Source organism: Nocardioides luteus (genome assembly GCF_015752315.1).
In the GTDB taxonomy this organism is placed as follows: Bacteria; Actinomycetota; Actinomycetes; order Propionibacteriales; family Nocardioidaceae; genus Nocardioides.
This window is the reverse complement of record NZ_JADOVJ010000001.1, coordinates 2,797,708-2,815,353: the sequence shown is the minus strand read 5'-3', so window position 1 is coordinate 2,815,353 and position 17,646 is coordinate 2,797,708. Positions and strand designations below refer to the sequence as shown.

Sequence of the window (17,646 nt, the reverse complement as noted above, 5' to 3'; positions counted from 1 at the left end):
GATGAGGACCACCGGGGTGCGTAGCGCCGCTTCTGTGTTCAGTCGGAGAGGGATGTGTCGGCCAGGCTGTGGGCGCGCTCAGCCGACACGCCGAGCACGAGGAGGCTCGTGATGGCGGCTGCCCGGACGTCGAGCGCGGGATCGCCGCGTCGATCGTCGGCGATCGCGAACACCGCCGCGTAACCGATCCGTCCAAGAGCGTCCGGAGGAAGATGGGTTCCGAACTCGCCGGCGTTCTGCCCCCGCCGGATGAGGGTCGCGAGCATCGCGTCGACGGAGCCCAACAGCTCGTGGATCTCGTCGCCATACTCGCCCCGGCGCAGCGCGAGCAGCACTCGGTATCGGTGCGCCAACGGCCACAACCGATGAACGAACCGCGCCCAGGCCTCGTCCGCCGGCGTCTCGGCCACGTCGACTTCTTCCAGCACGGCAGCGATCTCGCCCGCCGCCTGCTCGGCGAGCGTTCGCACCAGGTCGTTTCGCGCGGGAAAGTGTCCGTACACCGTCCGTCGCACCACGCCCGCGGCAGCCGCGACGTCCCCCATCCCCGCGTCCGGACGCTGCCCCAGCAGCTCGCGTGCGACGTCGATGATGCGCGCTCGAGTCTCCTCCATCGCCTGCTCGCGGGCTGTCTGAGTCGCCATGCATCCAATCATTGCACAGACATGTGCAATGGAGTACGGTCACTGCTGCATGTCATTGCACACCTGTGTGCATCGCAAGAGCTGTGCGGTGGAAGCCGCCGCCGAGGAGACGCATCGTGCCTGAAACACCCGCTGTCGCATCGGACGCCATCCGGCCCTTCGCCGTGGCGATCCCCGATGCCGACATCGACGACCTGAAGTCCCGGCTCGCCCGGACCCGCTGGCCGGATCGAGAGACCGTCGCCGACTGGTCGCAGGGAGTGCGGCTGGAGCACGCGAGGACACTGATCCGCTACTGGGAGCACGACTACGACTGGCGTCGGTTGGAGGCCGCGCTGAACCGTCATCCGCAGTTCGTGACGCGGATCGACGGTCTCGACATCCATTTCATCCATGTCGCATCGAGCCACCCGAACGCGATGCCGCTGATCCTGACCCACGGCTGGCCGGGCTCGATCCTGGACTTCCTGCAGCTGATCGGCCCGCTCACCGACCCGGTGGCGCACGGAGGCCGTGCCGCCGACGCCTTCGACGTCGTGATCCCCTCCTTGCCGGGGTTCGGGTTCTCCGGCAAGCCGACGAGCACCGGTTGGAACGTCGAGCGCATCGCTCGGGCATGGGCGGAGCTCATGCGTCGGCTCGGATACACCCGCTGGGCTGCTCAGGGCGGCGACTGGGGCTCCGTCGTGACGACCACGCTCGCGAACCTTCGGCCCGAAGGACTGCTCGGCATCCATCTCAACACCCCGTACGCGTTTCCCGAGACGATCCCCGAGAGCCTTTCGCCGGAGGAGCAGTACGCCGTGGACACCCTTGCCCTTTATGGCGGCCCTCTCGGCGGGTCGAACCACCTCCAGGGAACGAGGCCCCAGACCCTTGGATTCGCCCTCGCTGACTCGCCCGCCGGTCAGGCAGCGTGGATCTACGAGAAGTACCATTCCAAGACCGACAACCGAGGCCTCGCCGAGGACGCGATCGATCTTGACACCATCCTCGACACCATCTCGTTGTACTGGTTCACCAACACCGCCGCGTCTTCAGCACGCATCTACTGGGAGAACCGTGCTGCGACCATGGCTGGTCCGACTCTCACGCTGCCGGTCGCAGTGACGGTGTTCCCCAAGGACATCCCCGTGTTGCCGCGCACCTGGATCGAGGACAAGTACACCGACCTGATCCACTACGCCGAGGCGGACAAGGGCGGTCACTTCGCCGCCCTTGAGCAGCCGGACATCCTGGTCGACGAGATCCGCACCGGCCTGCGGCCGCTCAGAGCTCATCGGACGGGCCGATGACCATCCACAGGCCCGGTTCGGACCGAGGTTGTCCACAGGCCGCGTGGACCCGGGCGGAACTGTCGGTGCTCCCGACCAGGCTGGTGGTCGGAGGTGATCGAGATGACGGTCGCAAGGGTAGAGAAGGAGCCATCACCGGACGATGGCGAGCGGATGGGGCCGGCCGGCGGGCTGGCGACGGTCAACGAGGTGCGGCTGATCGGCCGGCTGTCGCTGGCCGCGGAGGAGAGGGATCTGCCGAGCGGTGACCAGCTCACCGCGTTCCGGGTGGTGGTGAACAGGCCACGCGACAAACGCCGGGGGAGCCGGGTGCAGATCGATGCGCTCGAATGTCACACCTGGGTCGCCCGCGTCCGGCGGGCGGCGATGACCTGGCAGGTCGGTGACGTGATCGAGGTCAACGGCTCCCTGCGCCGCCGGTTCTTCAAGACCGGCGGACGTCTGCAGTCGATGACCGAGGTCGAGGTGCTGACCGCCAGACGGGTGAGTCGTGCCGCCGCGGCGACGAGGCAGGCGAGCTAGTGCCGCGACTTCTCCAGCCGGACGGCATCGAGAAGCCGGATGAGCACGCCGGGGTGCGGCTTGGGCTGGAAGGAGGTCGCCTTCTCCGGGAGCAGCTGACCGATCGAGGCGGAGGAGAGGATGGTGTCGAACGTGGGCGCCGCCAGCAGCACCGCGACGTCGCGACCCGGGCGGGCCCGCTTCAGCGCGGCATCGACCTGATGGGCGTGCAGCACCCGCGACGGCTGCCGGCGCAGCTCCGGGAGGACTCGGTCGTGCAGGTAGCCGACGTCGCCGGTGATCGGGCTCTCGGAGGTGTCGACCTCGAGCGTGGCCCAGCCACGGCCGTCGCTGACCACGATCACGCCCGGCCCGAGCCTGCCCAGCGCGGCGTCACGGCCACCAGCGGTCCACTCGGCTCCGACGGCCTCGGCCGCGGCCCGTAGGTCGCGCAGGTTCACCCCGGCGAGCACGCGGTGGATCGCTCCGAGCTGCAACGGCGTGTCGTCCTGGTCGATGAGCATCGCCAAACCGAAGTCCGTCGCGGTGGAGCCGCCCGGCTCGGCGACCCCTTGGAGTTCGGCGTACGCCGCGTAACGGTGGTGTCCGTCGGCGATCAGCGCCTGCTGACTCGCCCAGGCCGTGCGCAGTTGCCCGATCAGCGCCTCGTCGGTGATCGCCCAGACCCGATGGTGCTGACCGCCGTGGTCGTCGTACTGCTCCTCGGGAGGGCTGGTCTGCACCCGGTCGAGCAGCGCGGCGACGCCGTCGGGCGCGTGGTAGGTGAGCAGGATCGGAGCCGGGTGCACTCTCATCTGCCGCATCCGAGAGGCGAGCTGCTCGGCCTGCGCGGTGCGTACGCCCTCGTGGGGGAGCACGGCGGCCTCGCCGGGCTCGTCGGTGCGGTGCGAGACGTCGAGGATCCCGACGACGCCACGCACGGTGATCCCGGCCGCGGTGTACTCGTGCAGGTAGAGCGCCAGGTCGCGATGCTCGCGCAGGTCGCCACGTGCCAGCCATGAGCTGATCCGGGACGCGACGCCGCGATAGGGCCGTGAGTAGAGCCGTGCCGAGGTCGGGTCACCGATCCGGGACGGCGCCAGCGAGAGTGCTCGAAAAGGCTCCAGGCGCAGCGGACGCCCCAGGTACGGCGCCCTGACCACACCCGTATCGTCCATCCGCACATCGTAGGGTCACACTGGTGCCATTCGCCGAACCCCCGACTCAGAGTAAGGAACTCCGTGTGCTGACCGGCCATCAGTTGAAGGGCTCAGAACAGACGCTCGCCTCGGTCTACGACGTGGCGATGCTCGACCTCGACGGAGTGGTCTACATCGGTGGTGCCGCGGTCCCGCGCGCCCCCGAGGCGCTCGCCGCGGCGCGTGAGGCCGGGCTGCACCTGGCGTTCATCACCAACAACGCCGCCAGGACTCCGGCCAAGGTCGCCGCGAACATCCAGAATTTGGGGATCGAGGCGACCGCCGAGGACGTGGTCACCTCGGCGCAGGCCGCCGCTCATGTTCTCGCCGAGCGTCTCGACCCGGGTGCGAAGGTGGTCAACCTGGGTGCAGCCGGGCTCCGCGAGCCGATCGAGGCAGTCGGCCTGGTGCCGGTGGCCGTCGACGAGGACGCCGAGGCGATCGTGACGGGCTACAACCCCGAGCTGCTGTGGAAGGACATCCTGCGGGCGGCGGTCCGGATCAAGGACGGTCTCTTCTGGGTCGCCAGCAACACCGACATGACCTTCCCGGCCGCCTTCGGGATCGCGCCGGGCCACGGCGTCCTGGTCGACACCCTGCGCCGATTCTCCGGTGTCGAGCCCGTGGTGGCGGGCAAGCCGTCGCGGCCGTTGCTCGAGGAGACCATCCGGCGCACCGAGGCCGAGCGCCCGCTGATGGTCGGCGACCGGCTCGACACCGACATCGAGGGCGGCCACAACGCCGGCATCGACACGCTGCTCGTGCTCACCGGGGTGACCGGACTCGAAGATCTGGTCGCGGCCGAGCCGCAGCGGCGGCCGGCCTATATCTCCTCCGACCTGCGCGGGCTGCTGGAGCCCCACGCCGCCCCGGAGAGCGACGGCACGACGGCACGGCTCGCCGGCTGGACGGCAGAGGTACGCGACGGCGAGCTGCGCGTCACCGGCCAGGGAAGCACCGACGACTGGTGGCGGGTCGCCGCGACCAGCGCCTGGTCACACCTGGACGCCACCGGGACGGCGGTCACGATCGGCGCACAGGCCGTGCCGCCTCGCCCGGATGCCGACGGCGGGACGGTAGTCTCAGCCCCATGAGCGAGCAGCACTTCGACGAGACTCCGGCCCCGGCCGGGCTGGGTGGCGCCGGCACGGCGCCGCACACCGGTGTCGCGCGCGTCGACGCGGTCCTCGAGTCGCTCGACCGGCTCGACGAGCTGCCCCTGACCGAGCACGTCAGCGTCTTCGAGGCCGCCCACACCGAGCTGCGCCGCGCCCTGGACCCCGACACCGAGGCCCACGACGCGATGGCCCGGATCGCCGCGGCGTCCGGTGATCCGCGGCCGACCGACCAGCCCTGAGAGGCGAGCGCATGCCTCCTCGCCGCCTGCGTCTCGACGCCGAGCTGGTCCGCCGCAAGCTGGCCCGATCCCGTGAGCACGCCAGCGAGCTGATCGCCGCCGGCCGCGTCACCGTCTCCGGAAACCGCGCCACCAAGCCGGCCACCGGCGTCACCACCGACGTCGCCATCGTGGTCACCGAGGACCCCGACCGCCCCGACTTCGTCTCCCGCGGGGGCCACAAGCTGGCCGGGGCGCTCGCCGCGTTCAAGCCGCTCGGGCTCTCGGTCGCGGGCCGCCGCTGCCTGGACGCCGGCGCCTCGACGGGCGGGTTCACCGACGTACTGCTTCGCAACGACGCCCGAGAGGTCGTCGCCGTCGATGTCGGCTACGGCCAGCTCGCCTGGAGGCTGCAGCAGGACGAGCGGGTCGTCGTCCACGACCGCACCAACATCCGCGACCTCTCCCTCGACGTGGTCGGCGAACCCGTCGACGTCGTCGTCGGCGACCTCTCCTTCATCTCCCTCGAGCTCGTCCTCGACGCGCTGATCGGGGTCACCAGTCCCGACGGCGACCTCGCGCTGATGGTCAAGCCGCAGTTCGAGGTCGGCAAGGACCGGGTCGGCAAGGGCGGCGTGGTCCGCGACCCGGTGCTGCGGGCCGAGGCCGTCAACGCCGTGGCGGCGGCCGCCGCCAAGCGCGGCTGGGGTGCGCGCGCGGTCACCACCAGCCCGCTCCCGGGCCCCTCGGGCAACGTGGAGTTCTTCCTCTGGCTGCGCCGCGGCGAGGCCGCCGTCGGCGAGGCCGAGATCGAGGAGGCCGTGCGCGAACAGCGCGGCCTGGAGAACCATGCCGTCCGGGAAGTGTCGGTGCCGTCTGAGAAGGTTGATCCGTGACCGATACCTCCGCCGTGGACCCAGCGCCTGTGGACCCAGCCGAGGTCCGGCGTGTCCTCATGCTCATCCACACCGGGCGCGAGGAGGCCCGCGAGGTCGGTCTCGCCTGTGCCAAGTCGCTCGCGGTCCACGGCATCGTGGTGAGGATGCTGGCCACCGAGGCCGCCGACCTCGGCATCGACCCGGCCGCCTACGAGCCGAAGCTCGAGCTGGCCGCCGACGAGCACGACGCCAGCAGCGACTGCGAGCTGGCGCTGGTCATCGGCGGTGACGGCACCATCCTGCGCGCCGCCGAGATCGTCCAGCCCCACCGCACCCCGGTGCTCGGGGTCAACCTGGGACATGTCGGGTTCCTCGCGGAGGCGGAGTACGACGACGTCGAGTCGACGATCGAGGCGATCGTGCAGCGCCGCTACACCTCCGAGGACCGGCTCGCGCTCGAGGTCAGCGTCTTCGAGGACGGTCAGAAGGTGTTCCGTACGTTCGCGGTCAACGAGGCCAGCGTCGAGAAGGCCTCGCGGGAGCGGATGCTCGAGGTCGTCGTCGAGATCGACGGCCGGCCGCTGTCGAGGTGGGGCTGCGACGGCGTCGTCTGCGCGACCCCGACCGGCTCGACGGCCTACAACTTCTCCGCCGGCGGCCCGGTCGTGTGGCCCGGCGTCGAGGCGCTGCTGCTGACCCCGATCAGCGCCCACGCGCTGTTCGCGCGGCCGATGGTGGTCGCGCCGACCTCGGTCCTCGCCGTCGAGGTGATCACCCGGGCCGACGGCGCCGGGGTGCTCTGGTGCGACGGCCGGCGCTCCTACGACCTGGGCCCGGGTGCCCGGATCGAGGTCACCCGGGGGGTGGAGCCTGTCAGACTCGTCCGCCTGCACCAGGCCCCGTTCACGGATCGCCTGGTGCGGAAGTTCGGACTGTCTGTGGAGGGATGGCGAGGCGCCGCGGAACGGCGTCCGTTCAGGATGAACGGAGGCGAGCATGCTTGAGGAGATCAGGATCTCCGGACTCGGGATCATCGAGTCCTCGACCCTGGAGCTCGGACCAGGACTGACCGTGGTGACCGGCGAGACCGGTGCCGGCAAGACGATGATCGTGACCGCGCTCGGGCTGCTGCTCGGTGGCCGAGGCGATGCCGGCTCGGTCCGCAAGGGCAAGAAGGCGGCCCGGGTCGAGGGCGTCATCGACGCCCGGTCGCTGCCCGCCGTCGTCGACGCGACCGAGGAGGCCGGGGGAGAGGTCGAGGAGGGCCGCGTCCTCGTCGCCCGCACCGTGGCCGCCGAAGGACGTGCCCGGGCCTACGTCGGGGGAGCGACCGTCCCGGTCGCCACCCTGGGCTCGGTGACCTCGCCGCTCGTCGCCGTCCACGGCCAGTCCGACCAGCACCGGCTGCTGCAGCCACGCGCCCAGCGCGACTCGCTCGACCGCTTCGGTGGCGAGCCCGTCGCCAAGCTTCTCGCCGCCTACGGCGACCTCCACAGCCAGCTCCAGAAGGTCGAGCGCGAGCTCGACGAGGTCACCACCCATGCCCGTGAGCGGGCACAGGAGGCCGACCTGCTCCGCTTCGGCCTCGGCGAGGTCGAAGCGGTGACGCCCGAGCCCGGCGAGGACGTCACCCTCGCCCAGGAGGAGGAGCGGCTCGGCTACGCCGACACGCTGCGCACCGCCGCTGAGCAGGCCCGCGAGGCGCTCTCCTCCGAGGTCGACGCCCCCGACGCGCTGGGTGCGATCTCGGCCGCCCGCCAGTCCCTCGACGGCGTCCGTGACCACGACCCCGAGGCCGCCTCCCTGGCCGACCGCCTCGCCGAGGTCTCCTACCTGCTCTCCGACCTGGCCGCCGATGTCGCCTCCTACGCGACCGCGATCGAGACCGACCCGGCCCGGCTGTCCGTGGTCTCCGAGCGCCGCGCGGCCCTGACCGCGCTGACCCGGAAGTACGGCGAAACCATCGACGAGGTGCTCGCCTGGGCCGAGACCGGCGCCAAGCGCCTGCTCGAGCTCGACTCCGACGATGACCGCATCGAGGAGCTCCGCAGCGAGCGTACGCGGCTGCGAGCCGCCCTCGCCGAGGCCGGCCTCGCGCTGTCGGCGGCCCGCACCGACGCCGCCGGCGCCCTGGCCAAGGCGGTCAGCGACGAGCTCACCGGACTGGCCATGCCGCACGCCCGGCTGGTGGTCGACGTACGGCAGAAGGAGACCGACGCGCCGGCCTCCGAGGACGAGCCGCACGCGCCGCTGAAGGTCGGATCGGGCAAGACAGGTCGGTGGTTGCGCTACGGCTCCAACGGCCTGGACGAGGTCGAGCTGCTGCTGGCCGCCAACACCGGCTCCGAGCCCCGCCCGCTCCACAAGGGCGCCTCCGGCGGTGAGCTCTCCAGAGTCATGCTGGCCATCGAGGTGGTCCTGGCCGCCACCAGCCCGGTCCCGACCTTCGTCTTCGACGAGGTCGACGCAGGTGTCGGTGGCACCGCAGCGGTCGAGATCGGCCGCCGCCTCGCCCACCTGGCCCGTACGGCGCAAGTCCTGGTGGTCACCCACCTGCCTCAGGTCGCCGCCTTCGCCGACCATCACGTGGCTGTCGAGAAGACCAGCGACGGGGTGGTCACCAGCTCCGGCCTCACCGTCCTCGACGACGAGTCCCGCGAGCGAGAGCTCTCCCGGATGCTGGCGGGACTGACCGCCTCCGACACCGCCATCGCGCACGCCCGCGAGCTCCTCGAGGTCGCCCGCTCCGCGAAGGCCTGAGCCGAGCTGAGACCTCAGTTGTGGCGGCCGAGTCCGTCGTTGTGGCGAACGACACACGCCACAACGACAGATTCGGCCACCAAACGTACGCATTCGGCCGCCACGACGACCGACTCGCCGGATGAGAGATCCGGGGACGTGCCGGGATACCGGGGGAGGATTGGCGGGACATGAGACTGCCTACTCGCCAGATTCCTTCCGTACTTCCGGGCATCCGCGGCACCCTGCGCTCGGGACGGCCCACCAGGGCGCTGATCCCGCGGCTCAAAGAGGGTGACATCGCGGTCATCGACCATGTCGACCTCGACCGGAGCACCGCCCTGGCGATCGCCGCCAAGGGCGTGATCGCCGTCGTCAACGCCCAGCCGATGGTCTCGGGGCGCTACCCCAACCGGGGCCCGCAGACGCTGGCCGAGGCCGGCATCGAGCTGATCGACAAGATCGGCGAGGCGGGCCTGGAGAAGCTCGTCGACGGGCGGAAGGCGCGGATCCTCGACGGCGAGATCTTCGACGGCGAGCAGCTGCTGACCTCGGGACGGGCGCTTGACCAGGAGTCGTTGGAGAGCGACCTGGAGGACGCGAAGCGCGGCCTGAGCTCCCACCTGGAGCTCTTCACCCACAACAGCAGCGAGCTGCTCAAGCGCGAGGAGGAGGTGCTGCTGCACGGCAACGGTGTACCTCCTCTCGACACGCCGCTGGCCGGCCGACCCGTCGTGGTGGTCGCCGACCACCCCGACCTGGACCGGCTCCTGGGCGACCTCAAGGGCTTCCTGCGCGAGCAGCGCCCGGCGATCATCGCGGTGGGCCCCGCGGCGAAGAGGCTGACCAAGAAGCAGGTACGCCACGCCGTGCTAGTCCTGGGCCCGGACACCGACACCTACCCCGAACCGAAGGTGCTCACCAGCGCCGCGGAGGTCGTGCTCGCGCCCGGTGGCTCCGCGAGCGAGAGCGCGGCCGAGCTGCTCGACCGGGTCGGGGTGCAGCCGAAGCGGTTCGAGTCCTCCCTCGCCCCCGAGGACGCGGCCCTGCTGGTCGCCTACACGCAGCATCCTTCGCTGGTGGTCGGCGCCGGGCTGAGCACCACGCTGACCGACTTCCTCGAGGATCAGCGCCCGGGCCTGGCTGGCACCTACCTGACCCGGCTGGCCCTCGGCCCGACACTGATCGACGCCTCCGCGGTCCCGGCGGTGCGGCGCAGGGAGCCCCGAAGCCGACGGTTGGTGCTGCCGGTTCTCGCGGCGGTGACCGCGCTGGCGATCGGCATTCCCGCCGGCGTCTGGGCAGCCGACCACGACCTCACCGAGATCGGCACCGGCCTCGGCGCCGGATTCGGCTCGGGTTTCGGGGGCGATGCGGAGGAGGGTGCCGCGGCGAGCACCACCTCGGGCCGGAGCGAGACGAAGACCGACCCGCAGACCGCCGAGTCGCAGTTCGTGGAAGAGGCCGGCGCTGCGCTCCTGCCCGGCAAGCTCACCGGGCAGCGGGTCGCGATCCTCGCCCTCCCCGGCGCGGACGCGAAGACGGTCGACACGCTCACCGGCAACATCAAGACGGCCGGCGGGGAGACGACGGGGGTGCTCGACGTACGGCCGAATCTGCTGGACCCGGACCGCAAGCAATATGTCGACAGCCTGTCGACCCAGCTGGTCAAGCAGCTCGGCCGGGGCGACGCCGACCAGGCGACCTACCAGCGGATGGGTCAGGTCGTGGGGGAGACCTACGCCGGCACGAAGCCGCCCACCGAGTTCGATCAGCCCGCCAAGACCGCGGCTGTGGCGTTGCTCACCGGCGACCTGGTCACGGCCCGGGGCCGACCGGCCGGGCCGGCCGATCTCGTCCTGGTCGTTCTCGGCGACGACAGCCGGGACACGACTGCTGTCGAAGGACTCGTCGAGGGGCTCGGTGCTACGGCGAAAGGCCTGGTCGTAGCCGCGAGCACCGGCTCCGAGGACCTCGAGACGCTCCGTGCGAACGACTGGCCGGGCTGGTTCGCCTCGGTCGACGGCATCGAGACGGCGACCGGCCAGGTCGCCGCGCCGCTCGTGCTGGCGCGCCAGCGAAGTCAACAAGGTGGCGATTTCGGTGCGTCAGGTTTCGGTGGCCTGCTGAAGCATTGATAGGATTGAGGTCCATGAAGTCGGCGAGCTTGACCAAGCACATTTTTGTCACCGGGGGCGTCGCCTCCTCATTGGGAAAGGGCCTGACGGCATCGTCCCTCGGCCGTCTTCTCCGTTCGCGTGGTCTGAGCGTGACCATGCAGAAGCTGGACCCGTACCTCAACGTGGACCCCGGCACGATGAACCCGTTCCAGCACGGTGAGGTCTTCGTGACGAACGACGGGGCCGAGACGGACCTCGACATCGGCCACTACGAGCGGTTCCTCGACACCGACCTGGTCGGCCACGCCAACGTGACCACCGGGCAGGTCTACTCCAACGTGATCGCCAAGGAGCGCCGCGGCGACTACCTCGGTGAGACCGTCCAGGTGATTCCGCACATCACCGACGAGATCTCCGAGCGGGTCCTGGCCATGCACGGTCCCGAGGTCGACGTGGTGATCACCGAGATCGGCGGCACCGTCGGCGACATCGAGTCGCTGCCGTTCCTCGAGGCCGCCCGCCAGGTGCGCCAGCGCCTCGGCCGCGACAACGTCTTCTTCGTCCACGTCTCCCTGGTGCCCTACATCGGCCCGTCCAAGGAGCTGAAGACGAAGCCGACCCAGCACTCGGTGATGGCGCTGCGCCAGATCGGCATCCAGCCCGACGCGATCGTGTGCCGTGCCGACCGCGAGCTTCCCGAGGGCATCAAGCGCAAGATCGCGCTGATGTGCGATGTCGACGAGGACGCCGTGGTGACCGCGGCCGACGCGCCGAGCATCTACGACATCCCGAAGGTGCTCCACCGCGAGGGCCTGGACGCCTACGTCGTGCGCAAGCTGGACCTGCCCTTCCGCGACGTCGACTGGGTGCTCTGGGAGGACCTGCTCCGCCGGGTCCACCACCCCAAGGAAGAGCTCACGATCGGCCTGGTCGGGAAGTACATCGACCTCCCCGACGCCTACCTGAGCGTCGGCGAGGCGCTGCGCGCCGGCGGTTTCGCCAACGAGGCCAAGGTCCACATCCGCTGGATCCCCTCCGACGAGTGCGAGACCCCCGAGGGCGCCGCGAAGAACCTCCACGACGTCGACGCCGTCTGCGTCCCCGGCGGCTTCGGCATCCGCGGCCTGGAGGGCAAGCTCGGCGCGCTGACCTACACCCGCACCCACCAGATCCCCACGCTCGGCCTGTGCCTGGGCCTGCAGTGCATGGTCATCGAGTACGCCCGCAACGTGCTCGGCCTGGAGAAGGCCGACTCCACGGAGTTCGACGCCGGGACCCCCGAGCCCGTCATCGCGACGATGGAGGAGCAGAAGGCGTACGTCGAGGGCGCCGGCGACCTGGGCGGCACCATGCGGCTGGGGCTCTACCCTGCCGAGCTCAAGAAGGGCTCGATCGCGGCCGAGGTCTACGGCGAGACCTCCATCGAGGAGCGCCACCGCCACCGCTACGAGGTCAACAACGCCTACCGCGACCAGCTCGAGAGCGCCGGCCTGGTCTTCTCCGGCCTCTCGCCCGACAACCAGCTCGTCGAGTTCGTCGAGCTGCCCCGTGACGTACACCCCTACTACGTCTCCACCCAGGCCCACCCCGAGCTCCGCTCGCGGCCGACCCGCCCGCACCCGCTGTTCGCCGGTCTGGTGAAGGCGGCCCTCGACCGGCAGAAGGAGCAGCGGTTCCCGATCGACGAGACCAACCTGCGCCGCGAGGTCAGCGAGGTCGAGCTGCCGGAGCCCGCCGAGGCCTGAGCAGCACAGAGCTGAGCAAGAACGAGACGAGCCCCTGGGACCTGTCGGTCCCAGGGGCTCGGCGTTTCGGGTCCCTCAGTGGTCGACCTCGCCGGTCGGCTTCACCTCGCCGCGCCAGGCGCCGGTCTCGGTGCCGCGGTGCTCGATGAAGTCCTTGAACCGCTCGAGGTCGCCCTTCGCCCTCATGTCGACGATCTTGAGGACGTCGCCGGTCTTCTCGACCGCGCCCTCGGGCTCGTACTCGAGGTGCAGCGTCACCTTCGTGGACCTGTTCATCGGGTCCTCGGTGAACGAGACGGTGCCCTGGTTCTTGGTGCCCTCGACGGCTCGCCAGGTGATGCGGTCGTCGGGAACCTGGTCGACGATCTCGGCGTCCCACTCACGGGTCACGCCGCCGATCTCGGCCTTCCAGTGCAGGTGCTTGTCGTCGAGCTGCCGGACGGACTCGACGCCCTCCATGAACTGCGGGAACGACTCGAACTGCGTCCACTGGTCATACGCGGTGCTGATCGGAACCCCGACCTGGACGCTCTTCTCGATGGTGCTCATGTCCTCGCGTCTCCTCTCGATTGCGTACGACACAGGGGGTACCCGGCGACTTCCCGGGCCATACCTTCTCGACCCGGATCCAGCCGCGATCTCACAGCCCGCGATCTCACAGCGCCCGAGCAGCCACCTGCCGCGAGTGCACGTCGGCCAGGCGGATGACCGTCTGCCTGACGAACGGGACCAGCGTGTCGCCCTCGCAGGCGGCCCGTGCGGCCTCGGCGACGTCCTCACCGGCCCGAGTGGGGTAGAACCTGAGCTGGAGCCCGTAGGAGAGCAGCCCGCCGCCGCGGATGTCGGCGACGGCCTCGAGATAGCGCTGGGCGTACGGCGCCAGGATCTCGTCCTGGCCGGGCCGCCAGAACGCCGAGCTCAAGCCGTAGGCGCTGTCGGTGCGCGGCAGCCGGCGTTCGACCATGGTCACCTGCCAGGCCTCCTCCTTGGCCTCCGCGAGCGGCTGGGCGGTGCGTACGGCCAGGGCGCTGACCCAGGACTCGGGATCCGGGTCGCGGGCCTGCAGCGCCGTGACCGCCTCGGCGTCGTAGTCGCCCAGCTCGGCCCGCCGCCCGAGCAGCCGCCAGGCGACCTGTACGTCCTCGGCCGCCCCGGCCTCGGCCAGGGCGACCTGCTCGGGCGTGGAGGCGTGCGAGGCGACCACGCGCAGCGCGGTGTCGCGGTTGGCCGGGTCCTCGGCGAGGGTTGCCGCGGCGCCGGCGACCAGCGCTCGCTGCTCGGCCACCCGCTCGGGCGCGGTCCAGAGCTCGGCAGCGGTCACGGCCATGCCCAGGAACTCGCCGGTGACCTGCGGGTTCCGCTCGCGCTCGAGGACCGAGACGACCCGGGAGACGACCTCGGGGCCGCCGATCTCGCCACGGAACAGCGCCGACCACGCGCTGTTGACCGCGACCGCTCGCGCCACCGCGTCGGGCAGGATGCCGGCGTTCTGGCCGAGCCAAGCCTCGCTGGCCTCGTCGGAGCGCACCGCCGCGAAGGTCACGTCGGTCGCGTTGACCAGGTGTGCGGCCGCGTCGGGGAGCGCGACCGCGACGGGTTCGCCCTCGACGGTGACCGGGGTGGTCGCGAGCAGGGCGCCGGAGTCGTCGTAGGAGGCGATGTCGAGCCGGTGGGGACGTACGGTCCCGTCGGCGCTGGTCACCGACACCTTGCCGTCGGCGAGGGTGATCACGTCGGTGCCGGCGTGGTCGAGCCAGGCGATGGTCCAGGCCGAGAGGTCCTTGCCCGCGGCGGCCCCGAAGGCGCCCATCAGGTCGTCGAGGACGGTGTTGCCGTAGGCGTGTTCGGCGAAGTAGGCCTGCAGCCCGGCCAGGTAGGCCTCCTCGCCGATGTAGGCGTGCAGCTGCTGCAGCACCGCCTGGCCCTTCATATAGGTGATCGCGTCGAAGTTGGCCATCGCCACGTCCACGCTCGGCACCACCCCGCGGATCGGGTGGGTGGCGGCGGTCAGGTCGGTGTCGTAGGCCATCTTCTTCTCGGTCAGCGCGATCGCGGCCCAGACGTCGGTGTAGTCGGGCAGCGCCGCCGAGGCCCACACGGCCGCCCACGAGGCGAAGGCCTCGTTGAGCCACAGGTCGTCCCACCAGCGCATCGTGACCAGGTCGCCGAACCACATGTGCGCCATCTCGTGCAGGATCACGTTGGTGCGCTCGGTGTGGTCGGCGTGGGTCGGCGTCGTACGGAAGAGGAAGACGTCGCTGTGGGTGACCGCGCCCCAGTTCTCCATCGCGCCGCCCATGTCGGGCACGAAGATCTGGTCGTATCTGGTCTGCGGGAAGGGCATCGCGAACTTGCTCCCGAACCAGGCCAGCCCGTGCTCGGTGACGTCGAGGATCTCCTCGCGGTCCCGCTCCAGCTGACTCGCCAGCGACTGGCGGGCGTAGAGCCCCAGGTCGTAGCCGCCACGCTCGGCCCGGACCTCGACGAACGGCCCGGCGTTGACCACCACGACGTACGTCGACAGCGGGGGAGTGTCCTCGAAGACCCAGGTCCTGGCCCCGTCCGTCGCGTCCGAGACGTCGGTCGGCGCCGAGTTGGACAGCACGGTCCACTGCTCGGGCGCGGTCACGGTGAACGCGTGCACCGCCTTGAGGTCGGGCTGGTCGAAGCAGGCCCACAGGCGGCGGGCGTCGTCGGGCTCGAAGGAGGTCCACACGTAGACATTGCCGTCGGAGGGGTCCACGGTGCGCAGCACGCCCTCGGAGGAGGCGGTGTTGGACTGGGAGGCGCTGACGACCAGGGTGTTGGTCTCGGTGAGGTCCTCGAGCGGGATCCGTCCGCCACTGATCGTGGTGAGGTCGAGGTCGGTGCCGTTGAGCGTGGCGGCCGACACCTCGGCCACGCAGTCCACGAACGTGCTCGAGCCCGGGGTGGCCGAGAACGTGATCGTGGAGACGCTGGAGAGCGTCTCGCCCTCCAGCAGACCGGTCATGTCGAGCGAGATGTCGTAGCGCTCCACGGTGATCGAGGCGGCCCGTGCGGCGGCCTCCTCCTGGGTGAGTGAAGCAGGGGCGGCGGGGGAGATCTCAGACATGGCCCGAGGGTAGCCTCGGGCCATGACATCGGACGCACGAATTTCCGACACGCCCGTGCCGCTGGACCAAGGCCCCCTCACCGAGTGGGACGTACCGGAGAGCTGGCCGGTCGCCTCGAGCGAGGACCTCCACCGCGACGGCTGGGTGGTCGCGCTGCGTGCGGACCGGATCAACCGCCCCGGCCACGAGAACGAGGAGCCGTTCCGCCGCCTCGTCGTCGAGCACCCGGGAGCGGCGGTCGTGCTTGCGCTCGACGAGGAGGAGCGCGCCCTGGTGATCACTCAGTACCGCCACCCGGCCAAGCGACGTTTCGTCGAGCTCCCCGCCGGCCTGATCGACTACCCCGGCGAGGACCCGCTCGACGTCGCCGTGCGCGAGCTGCGTGAGGAGGTCGCCCACGAGGCGGCCGAGTGGACGCCGTTGCTCTCGACCTACACCTCGCCCGGGATCTCCGAGGAGATCCACCACTTCTTCCTCGCCCGCGGCCTGACCGCCACCGACCGCGACGGCTTCGAGCTCGAGCACGAGGAGGCCGAGATGAGCGTCCACTGGGTGCCCTTCGAGGAGCTCCTCGACGCCGTGCTCACCGGCAAGGCGACCGACTCGCCGATCGTTCAGGCGGTGCTTGCGTACGCCGCCCTCAAAGCGCGTGGCAGAGTCTGAACCAGGCGCCTGGTCATGACCGATCTACGTGGTTTTGGTGACGTGCGCCACACCGGGTTAGACATGCCGCATCAGGCGGCGAACATCCGGCTGAACCCGTAACAACCCACGGACCACCACATTCTGGGGCCATGACATGAAGGCAGAGCAATGAAGATCGGCGTTCCCAAGGAAGTCAAGAACCACGAGTATCGGGTGGCGATCACCCCGTCGGGTGTGCACGAGCTGGTGGCCAACGGCCATGAGGTGTTCGTGCAGGCCGGTGCCGGTCTCGGTTCCTCGATCACCGATGGTGAGTATGCGGCGGTGGGTGCCAAGATCCTGGGTGATGCCGATGAGACCTGGGGCAACGCCGAGATGGTGTTGAAGGTCAAGGAGCCGGTCGCGGAGGAGTACCACCGCCTGCGGGAGGGTCTGACCCTGTTCACCTATCTCCACCTGGCCGCGGACAAGCCGCTGACGCAGGAGTTGTTGGCGAAGAAGGTGACCGCGATCGCCTACGAGACCGTCGAGCTGCCCAACCGGGCGCTGCCGCTGCTCTACCCCATGTCGGAGGTCGCCGGCTGTCTGGCGCCGCAGGTGGGTGCGTACAACCTGATGAAGGCACAGGGTGGCCGCGGTGTGTTGATGGGTGGTGTCGGTGGTGTGGCCAACGCCAAGGTCGTGATCATCGGTGCTGGTGTCTCGGGGCAGAACGCGGCCAACATTGCCCTCGGCATGGGTGCGGATGTGACGTTGCTGGACACGGATCTGGAGAAGCTGCGGATGTCGTTTTGGCGTTACTCCAACCAGGTCCACGGGTTGGCGTCGAACAAGCTGGTGTTGGAGGAGCAGGTGCTGCAGGCCGACCTGGTGATCGGTGCGGTGCTGATTCCGGGGGCGGCGGCGCCGAAGCTGGTCTCGAATGATCTGGTCTCGCGGATGAAGCCGGGTTCGGTGCTGGTTGATATCGCGATCGACCAGGGTGGTTGTTTCGAGGACTCCCACGCCACCACCCATGCCGACCCGACGTATCAGGTGCACAACTCGACGTTCTACTGCGTGGCGAACATGCCGGGTGCGGTGCCGAACACCTCGACCTATGCGCTGACCAACGCGACCATGCCGTACGCGGTCGCGCTGGCCAACAAGGGCTGGAAGCAGGCGCTGCGTGAGGATGCGGCGCTGGCCAAGGGTCTCAACACCCATGCCGGTGAGCTGACCAACGCCCCGGTCGGCGAGGCCGTCGGGATCGACACGGTCGCCCTCGCCGACGTGCTCGGCTGATCGACTCAGGAGTCACAGGAGTCACACCGTTCAGGGTGTTCCTGCACTTCTCGGGTGTTGCCATGCCAGAGAAGTGCAGGAATACCCGGTTGACCGGGTATTCCTACCCGTCGGCATCCATCACCCCTGGTTGGATGGGGACGTGACGTCGGCATCGGTTGCTTC

The 17,646-nt window shown here is 70.0% G+C and carries 15 protein-coding genes; 11 read left to right on the top strand and 4 right to left on the bottom strand.

All coding sequences use genetic code 11. The features are described 5' to 3' along the window. Positions 1-38: 38 nt before the first annotated feature. Positions 39-644, bottom strand: coding sequence for a TetR/AcrR family transcriptional regulator (locus HD557_RS13585; RefSeq protein ID WP_196874236.1), 606 nt, complete (start codon positions 642-644; stop codon positions 39-41). A 116-nt stretch (positions 645-760) separates the two neighbouring features. Between HD557_RS13585 and HD557_RS13580 the strand changes: the two genes are divergently transcribed. Next, entirely contained in the window at positions 761-1,939 is a 1,179-nt protein-coding gene (locus HD557_RS13580; protein WP_307785622.1) for an epoxide hydrolase family protein, read from the top strand. Between the two features lie 102 nt (positions 1,940-2,041). After that, positions 2,042-2,461: a single-stranded DNA-binding protein gene (locus HD557_RS13575; RefSeq protein ID WP_008359419.1), complete on the top strand. Its 420-nt coding sequence runs from the start codon at positions 2,042-2,044 to the stop codon at positions 2,459-2,461. Here HD557_RS13575 and HD557_RS13570 read toward each other — a convergent pair. Next, positions 2,458-3,618, bottom strand: a complete 1,161-nt coding sequence (locus HD557_RS13570) for a DUF1015 family protein (protein ID WP_196874235.1) — start codon at positions 3,616-3,618, stop codon at positions 2,458-2,460. The genes HD557_RS13575 and HD557_RS13570 overlap by 4 nt on opposite strands. Positions 3,619-3,683: 65 nt before the next feature. Between HD557_RS13570 and HD557_RS13565 the strand changes: the two genes are divergently transcribed. The 7 genes from HD557_RS13565 to HD557_RS13535 all read left to right on the top strand — a co-directional run bounded on the left by HD557_RS13565 (position 3,684) and on the right by HD557_RS13535 (position 12,457). Next, entirely contained in the window at positions 3,684-4,733 is a 1,050-nt protein-coding gene (locus tag HD557_RS13565; RefSeq protein WP_196874234.1) for an HAD-IIA family hydrolase, read from the top strand. After that, complete coding sequence (locus HD557_RS13560; RefSeq protein ID WP_196874233.1) at positions 4,730-4,996, top strand: hypothetical protein; 267 nt, start codon at positions 4,730-4,732, stop codon at positions 4,994-4,996. The genes HD557_RS13565 and HD557_RS13560 overlap by 4 nt, the downstream gene beginning before the upstream one ends. Before the next feature lie 11 nt (positions 4,997-5,007). Next, on the top strand, positions 5,008-5,871 hold the full coding sequence (locus HD557_RS13555) for a TlyA family RNA methyltransferase (RefSeq protein ID WP_196874232.1): 864 nt from the start codon (positions 5,008-5,010) through the stop codon (positions 5,869-5,871). Next, complete coding sequence (locus HD557_RS13550; RefSeq protein ID WP_374221682.1) at positions 5,868-6,857, top strand: NAD kinase; 990 nt, start codon at positions 5,868-5,870, stop codon at positions 6,855-6,857. Before HD557_RS13555 ends, HD557_RS13550 begins: the two co-directional genes overlap by 4 nt. Continuing rightward, positions 6,850-8,613 carry a DNA repair protein RecN gene (gene recN / locus HD557_RS13545; protein ID WP_008359428.1) on the top strand — a complete coding sequence of 588 codons (1,764 nt, stop codon included), beginning with the start codon at positions 6,850-6,852 and terminating at the stop codon, positions 8,611-8,613. The genes HD557_RS13550 and recN overlap by 8 nt, the downstream gene beginning before the upstream one ends. Before the next feature lie 170 nt (positions 8,614-8,783). Further along, positions 8,784-10,730, top strand: coding sequence for a putative cytokinetic ring protein SteA (gene steA / locus HD557_RS13540; protein WP_196874231.1), 1,947 nt, complete (start codon positions 8,784-8,786; stop codon positions 10,728-10,730). 14 nt (positions 10,731-10,744) lie between these two features. Beyond that, on the top strand, positions 10,745-12,457 hold the full coding sequence (locus HD557_RS13535; protein WP_196874230.1) for a CTP synthase: 1,713 nt from the start codon (positions 10,745-10,747) through the stop codon (positions 12,455-12,457). A 75-nt stretch (positions 12,458-12,532) separates the two neighbouring features. On the opposite strand, the gene HD557_RS13530 is transcribed toward HD557_RS13535, so the two are convergent. Both HD557_RS13530 and pepN read right to left on the bottom strand, forming a co-directional pair. Then, positions 12,533-13,006: an SRPBCC family protein gene (locus HD557_RS13530; RefSeq protein ID WP_008359434.1), complete on the bottom strand. Its 474-nt coding sequence runs from the start codon at positions 13,004-13,006 to the stop codon at positions 12,533-12,535. 106 nt (positions 13,007-13,112) lie between these two features. Next, positions 13,113-15,551 (bottom strand): aminopeptidase N, encoded by a 2,439-nt coding sequence (gene pepN, locus HD557_RS13525; protein WP_196874229.1) that lies wholly within the window; start codon positions 15,549-15,551, stop codon positions 13,113-13,115. 22 nt (positions 15,552-15,573) lie between these two features. Here pepN and HD557_RS13520 point away from each other — a divergent pair, with 22 nt between their 5' ends. After that, positions 15,574-16,215, top strand: a complete 642-nt coding sequence (locus HD557_RS13520; protein ID WP_231380280.1) for an NUDIX domain-containing protein — start codon at positions 15,574-15,576, stop codon at positions 16,213-16,215. 150 nt (positions 16,216-16,365) lie between these two features. Then, on the top strand, positions 16,366-17,481 hold the full coding sequence (ald, locus tag HD557_RS13515; protein WP_196874228.1) for an alanine dehydrogenase: 1,116 nt from the start codon (positions 16,366-16,368) through the stop codon (positions 17,479-17,481). The last annotated feature ends 165 nt before the right edge of the window (positions 17,482-17,646 follow it).

Coding starts and splice junctions, on each gene's coding strand:
- steA (WP_196874231.1), top strand. CDS start 8,784: ATGAGACTGCCTACTCGCCAGATTCCTTCCGTACTTCCGGGCATCCGC.
- HD557_RS13535 (WP_196874230.1), top strand. CDS start 10,745: ATGAAGTCGGCGAGCTTGACCAAGCACATTTTTGTCACCGGGGGCGTC.
- HD557_RS13555 (WP_196874232.1), top strand. CDS start 5,008: ATGCCTCCTCGCCGCCTGCGTCTCGACGCCGAGCTGGTCCGCCGCAAG.
- ald (WP_196874228.1), top strand. CDS start 16,366: ATGAAGATCGGCGTTCCCAAGGAAGTCAAGAACCACGAGTATCGGGTG.
- HD557_RS13585 (WP_196874236.1), bottom strand. CDS start 644: ATGGCGACTCAGACAGCCCGCGAGCAGGCGATGGAGGAGACTCGAGCG.
- pepN (WP_196874229.1), bottom strand. CDS start 15,551: ATGTCTGAGATCTCCCCCGCCGCCCCTGCTTCACTCACCCAGGAGGAG.
- HD557_RS13560 (WP_196874233.1), top strand. CDS start 4,730: ATGAGCGAGCAGCACTTCGACGAGACTCCGGCCCCGGCCGGGCTGGGT.
- HD557_RS13575 (WP_008359419.1), top strand. CDS start 2,042: ATGACGGTCGCAAGGGTAGAGAAGGAGCCATCACCGGACGATGGCGAG.
- HD557_RS13530 (WP_008359434.1), bottom strand. CDS start 13,006: ATGAGCACCATCGAGAAGAGCGTCCAGGTCGGGGTTCCGATCAGCACC.
- HD557_RS13520 (WP_231380280.1), top strand. CDS start 15,574: ATGACATCGGACGCACGAATTTCCGACACGCCCGTGCCGCTGGACCAA.
- recN (WP_008359428.1), top strand. CDS start 6,850: ATGCTTGAGGAGATCAGGATCTCCGGACTCGGGATCATCGAGTCCTCG.
- HD557_RS13570 (WP_196874235.1), bottom strand. CDS start 3,618: ATGGACGATACGGGTGTGGTCAGGGCGCCGTACCTGGGGCGTCCGCTG.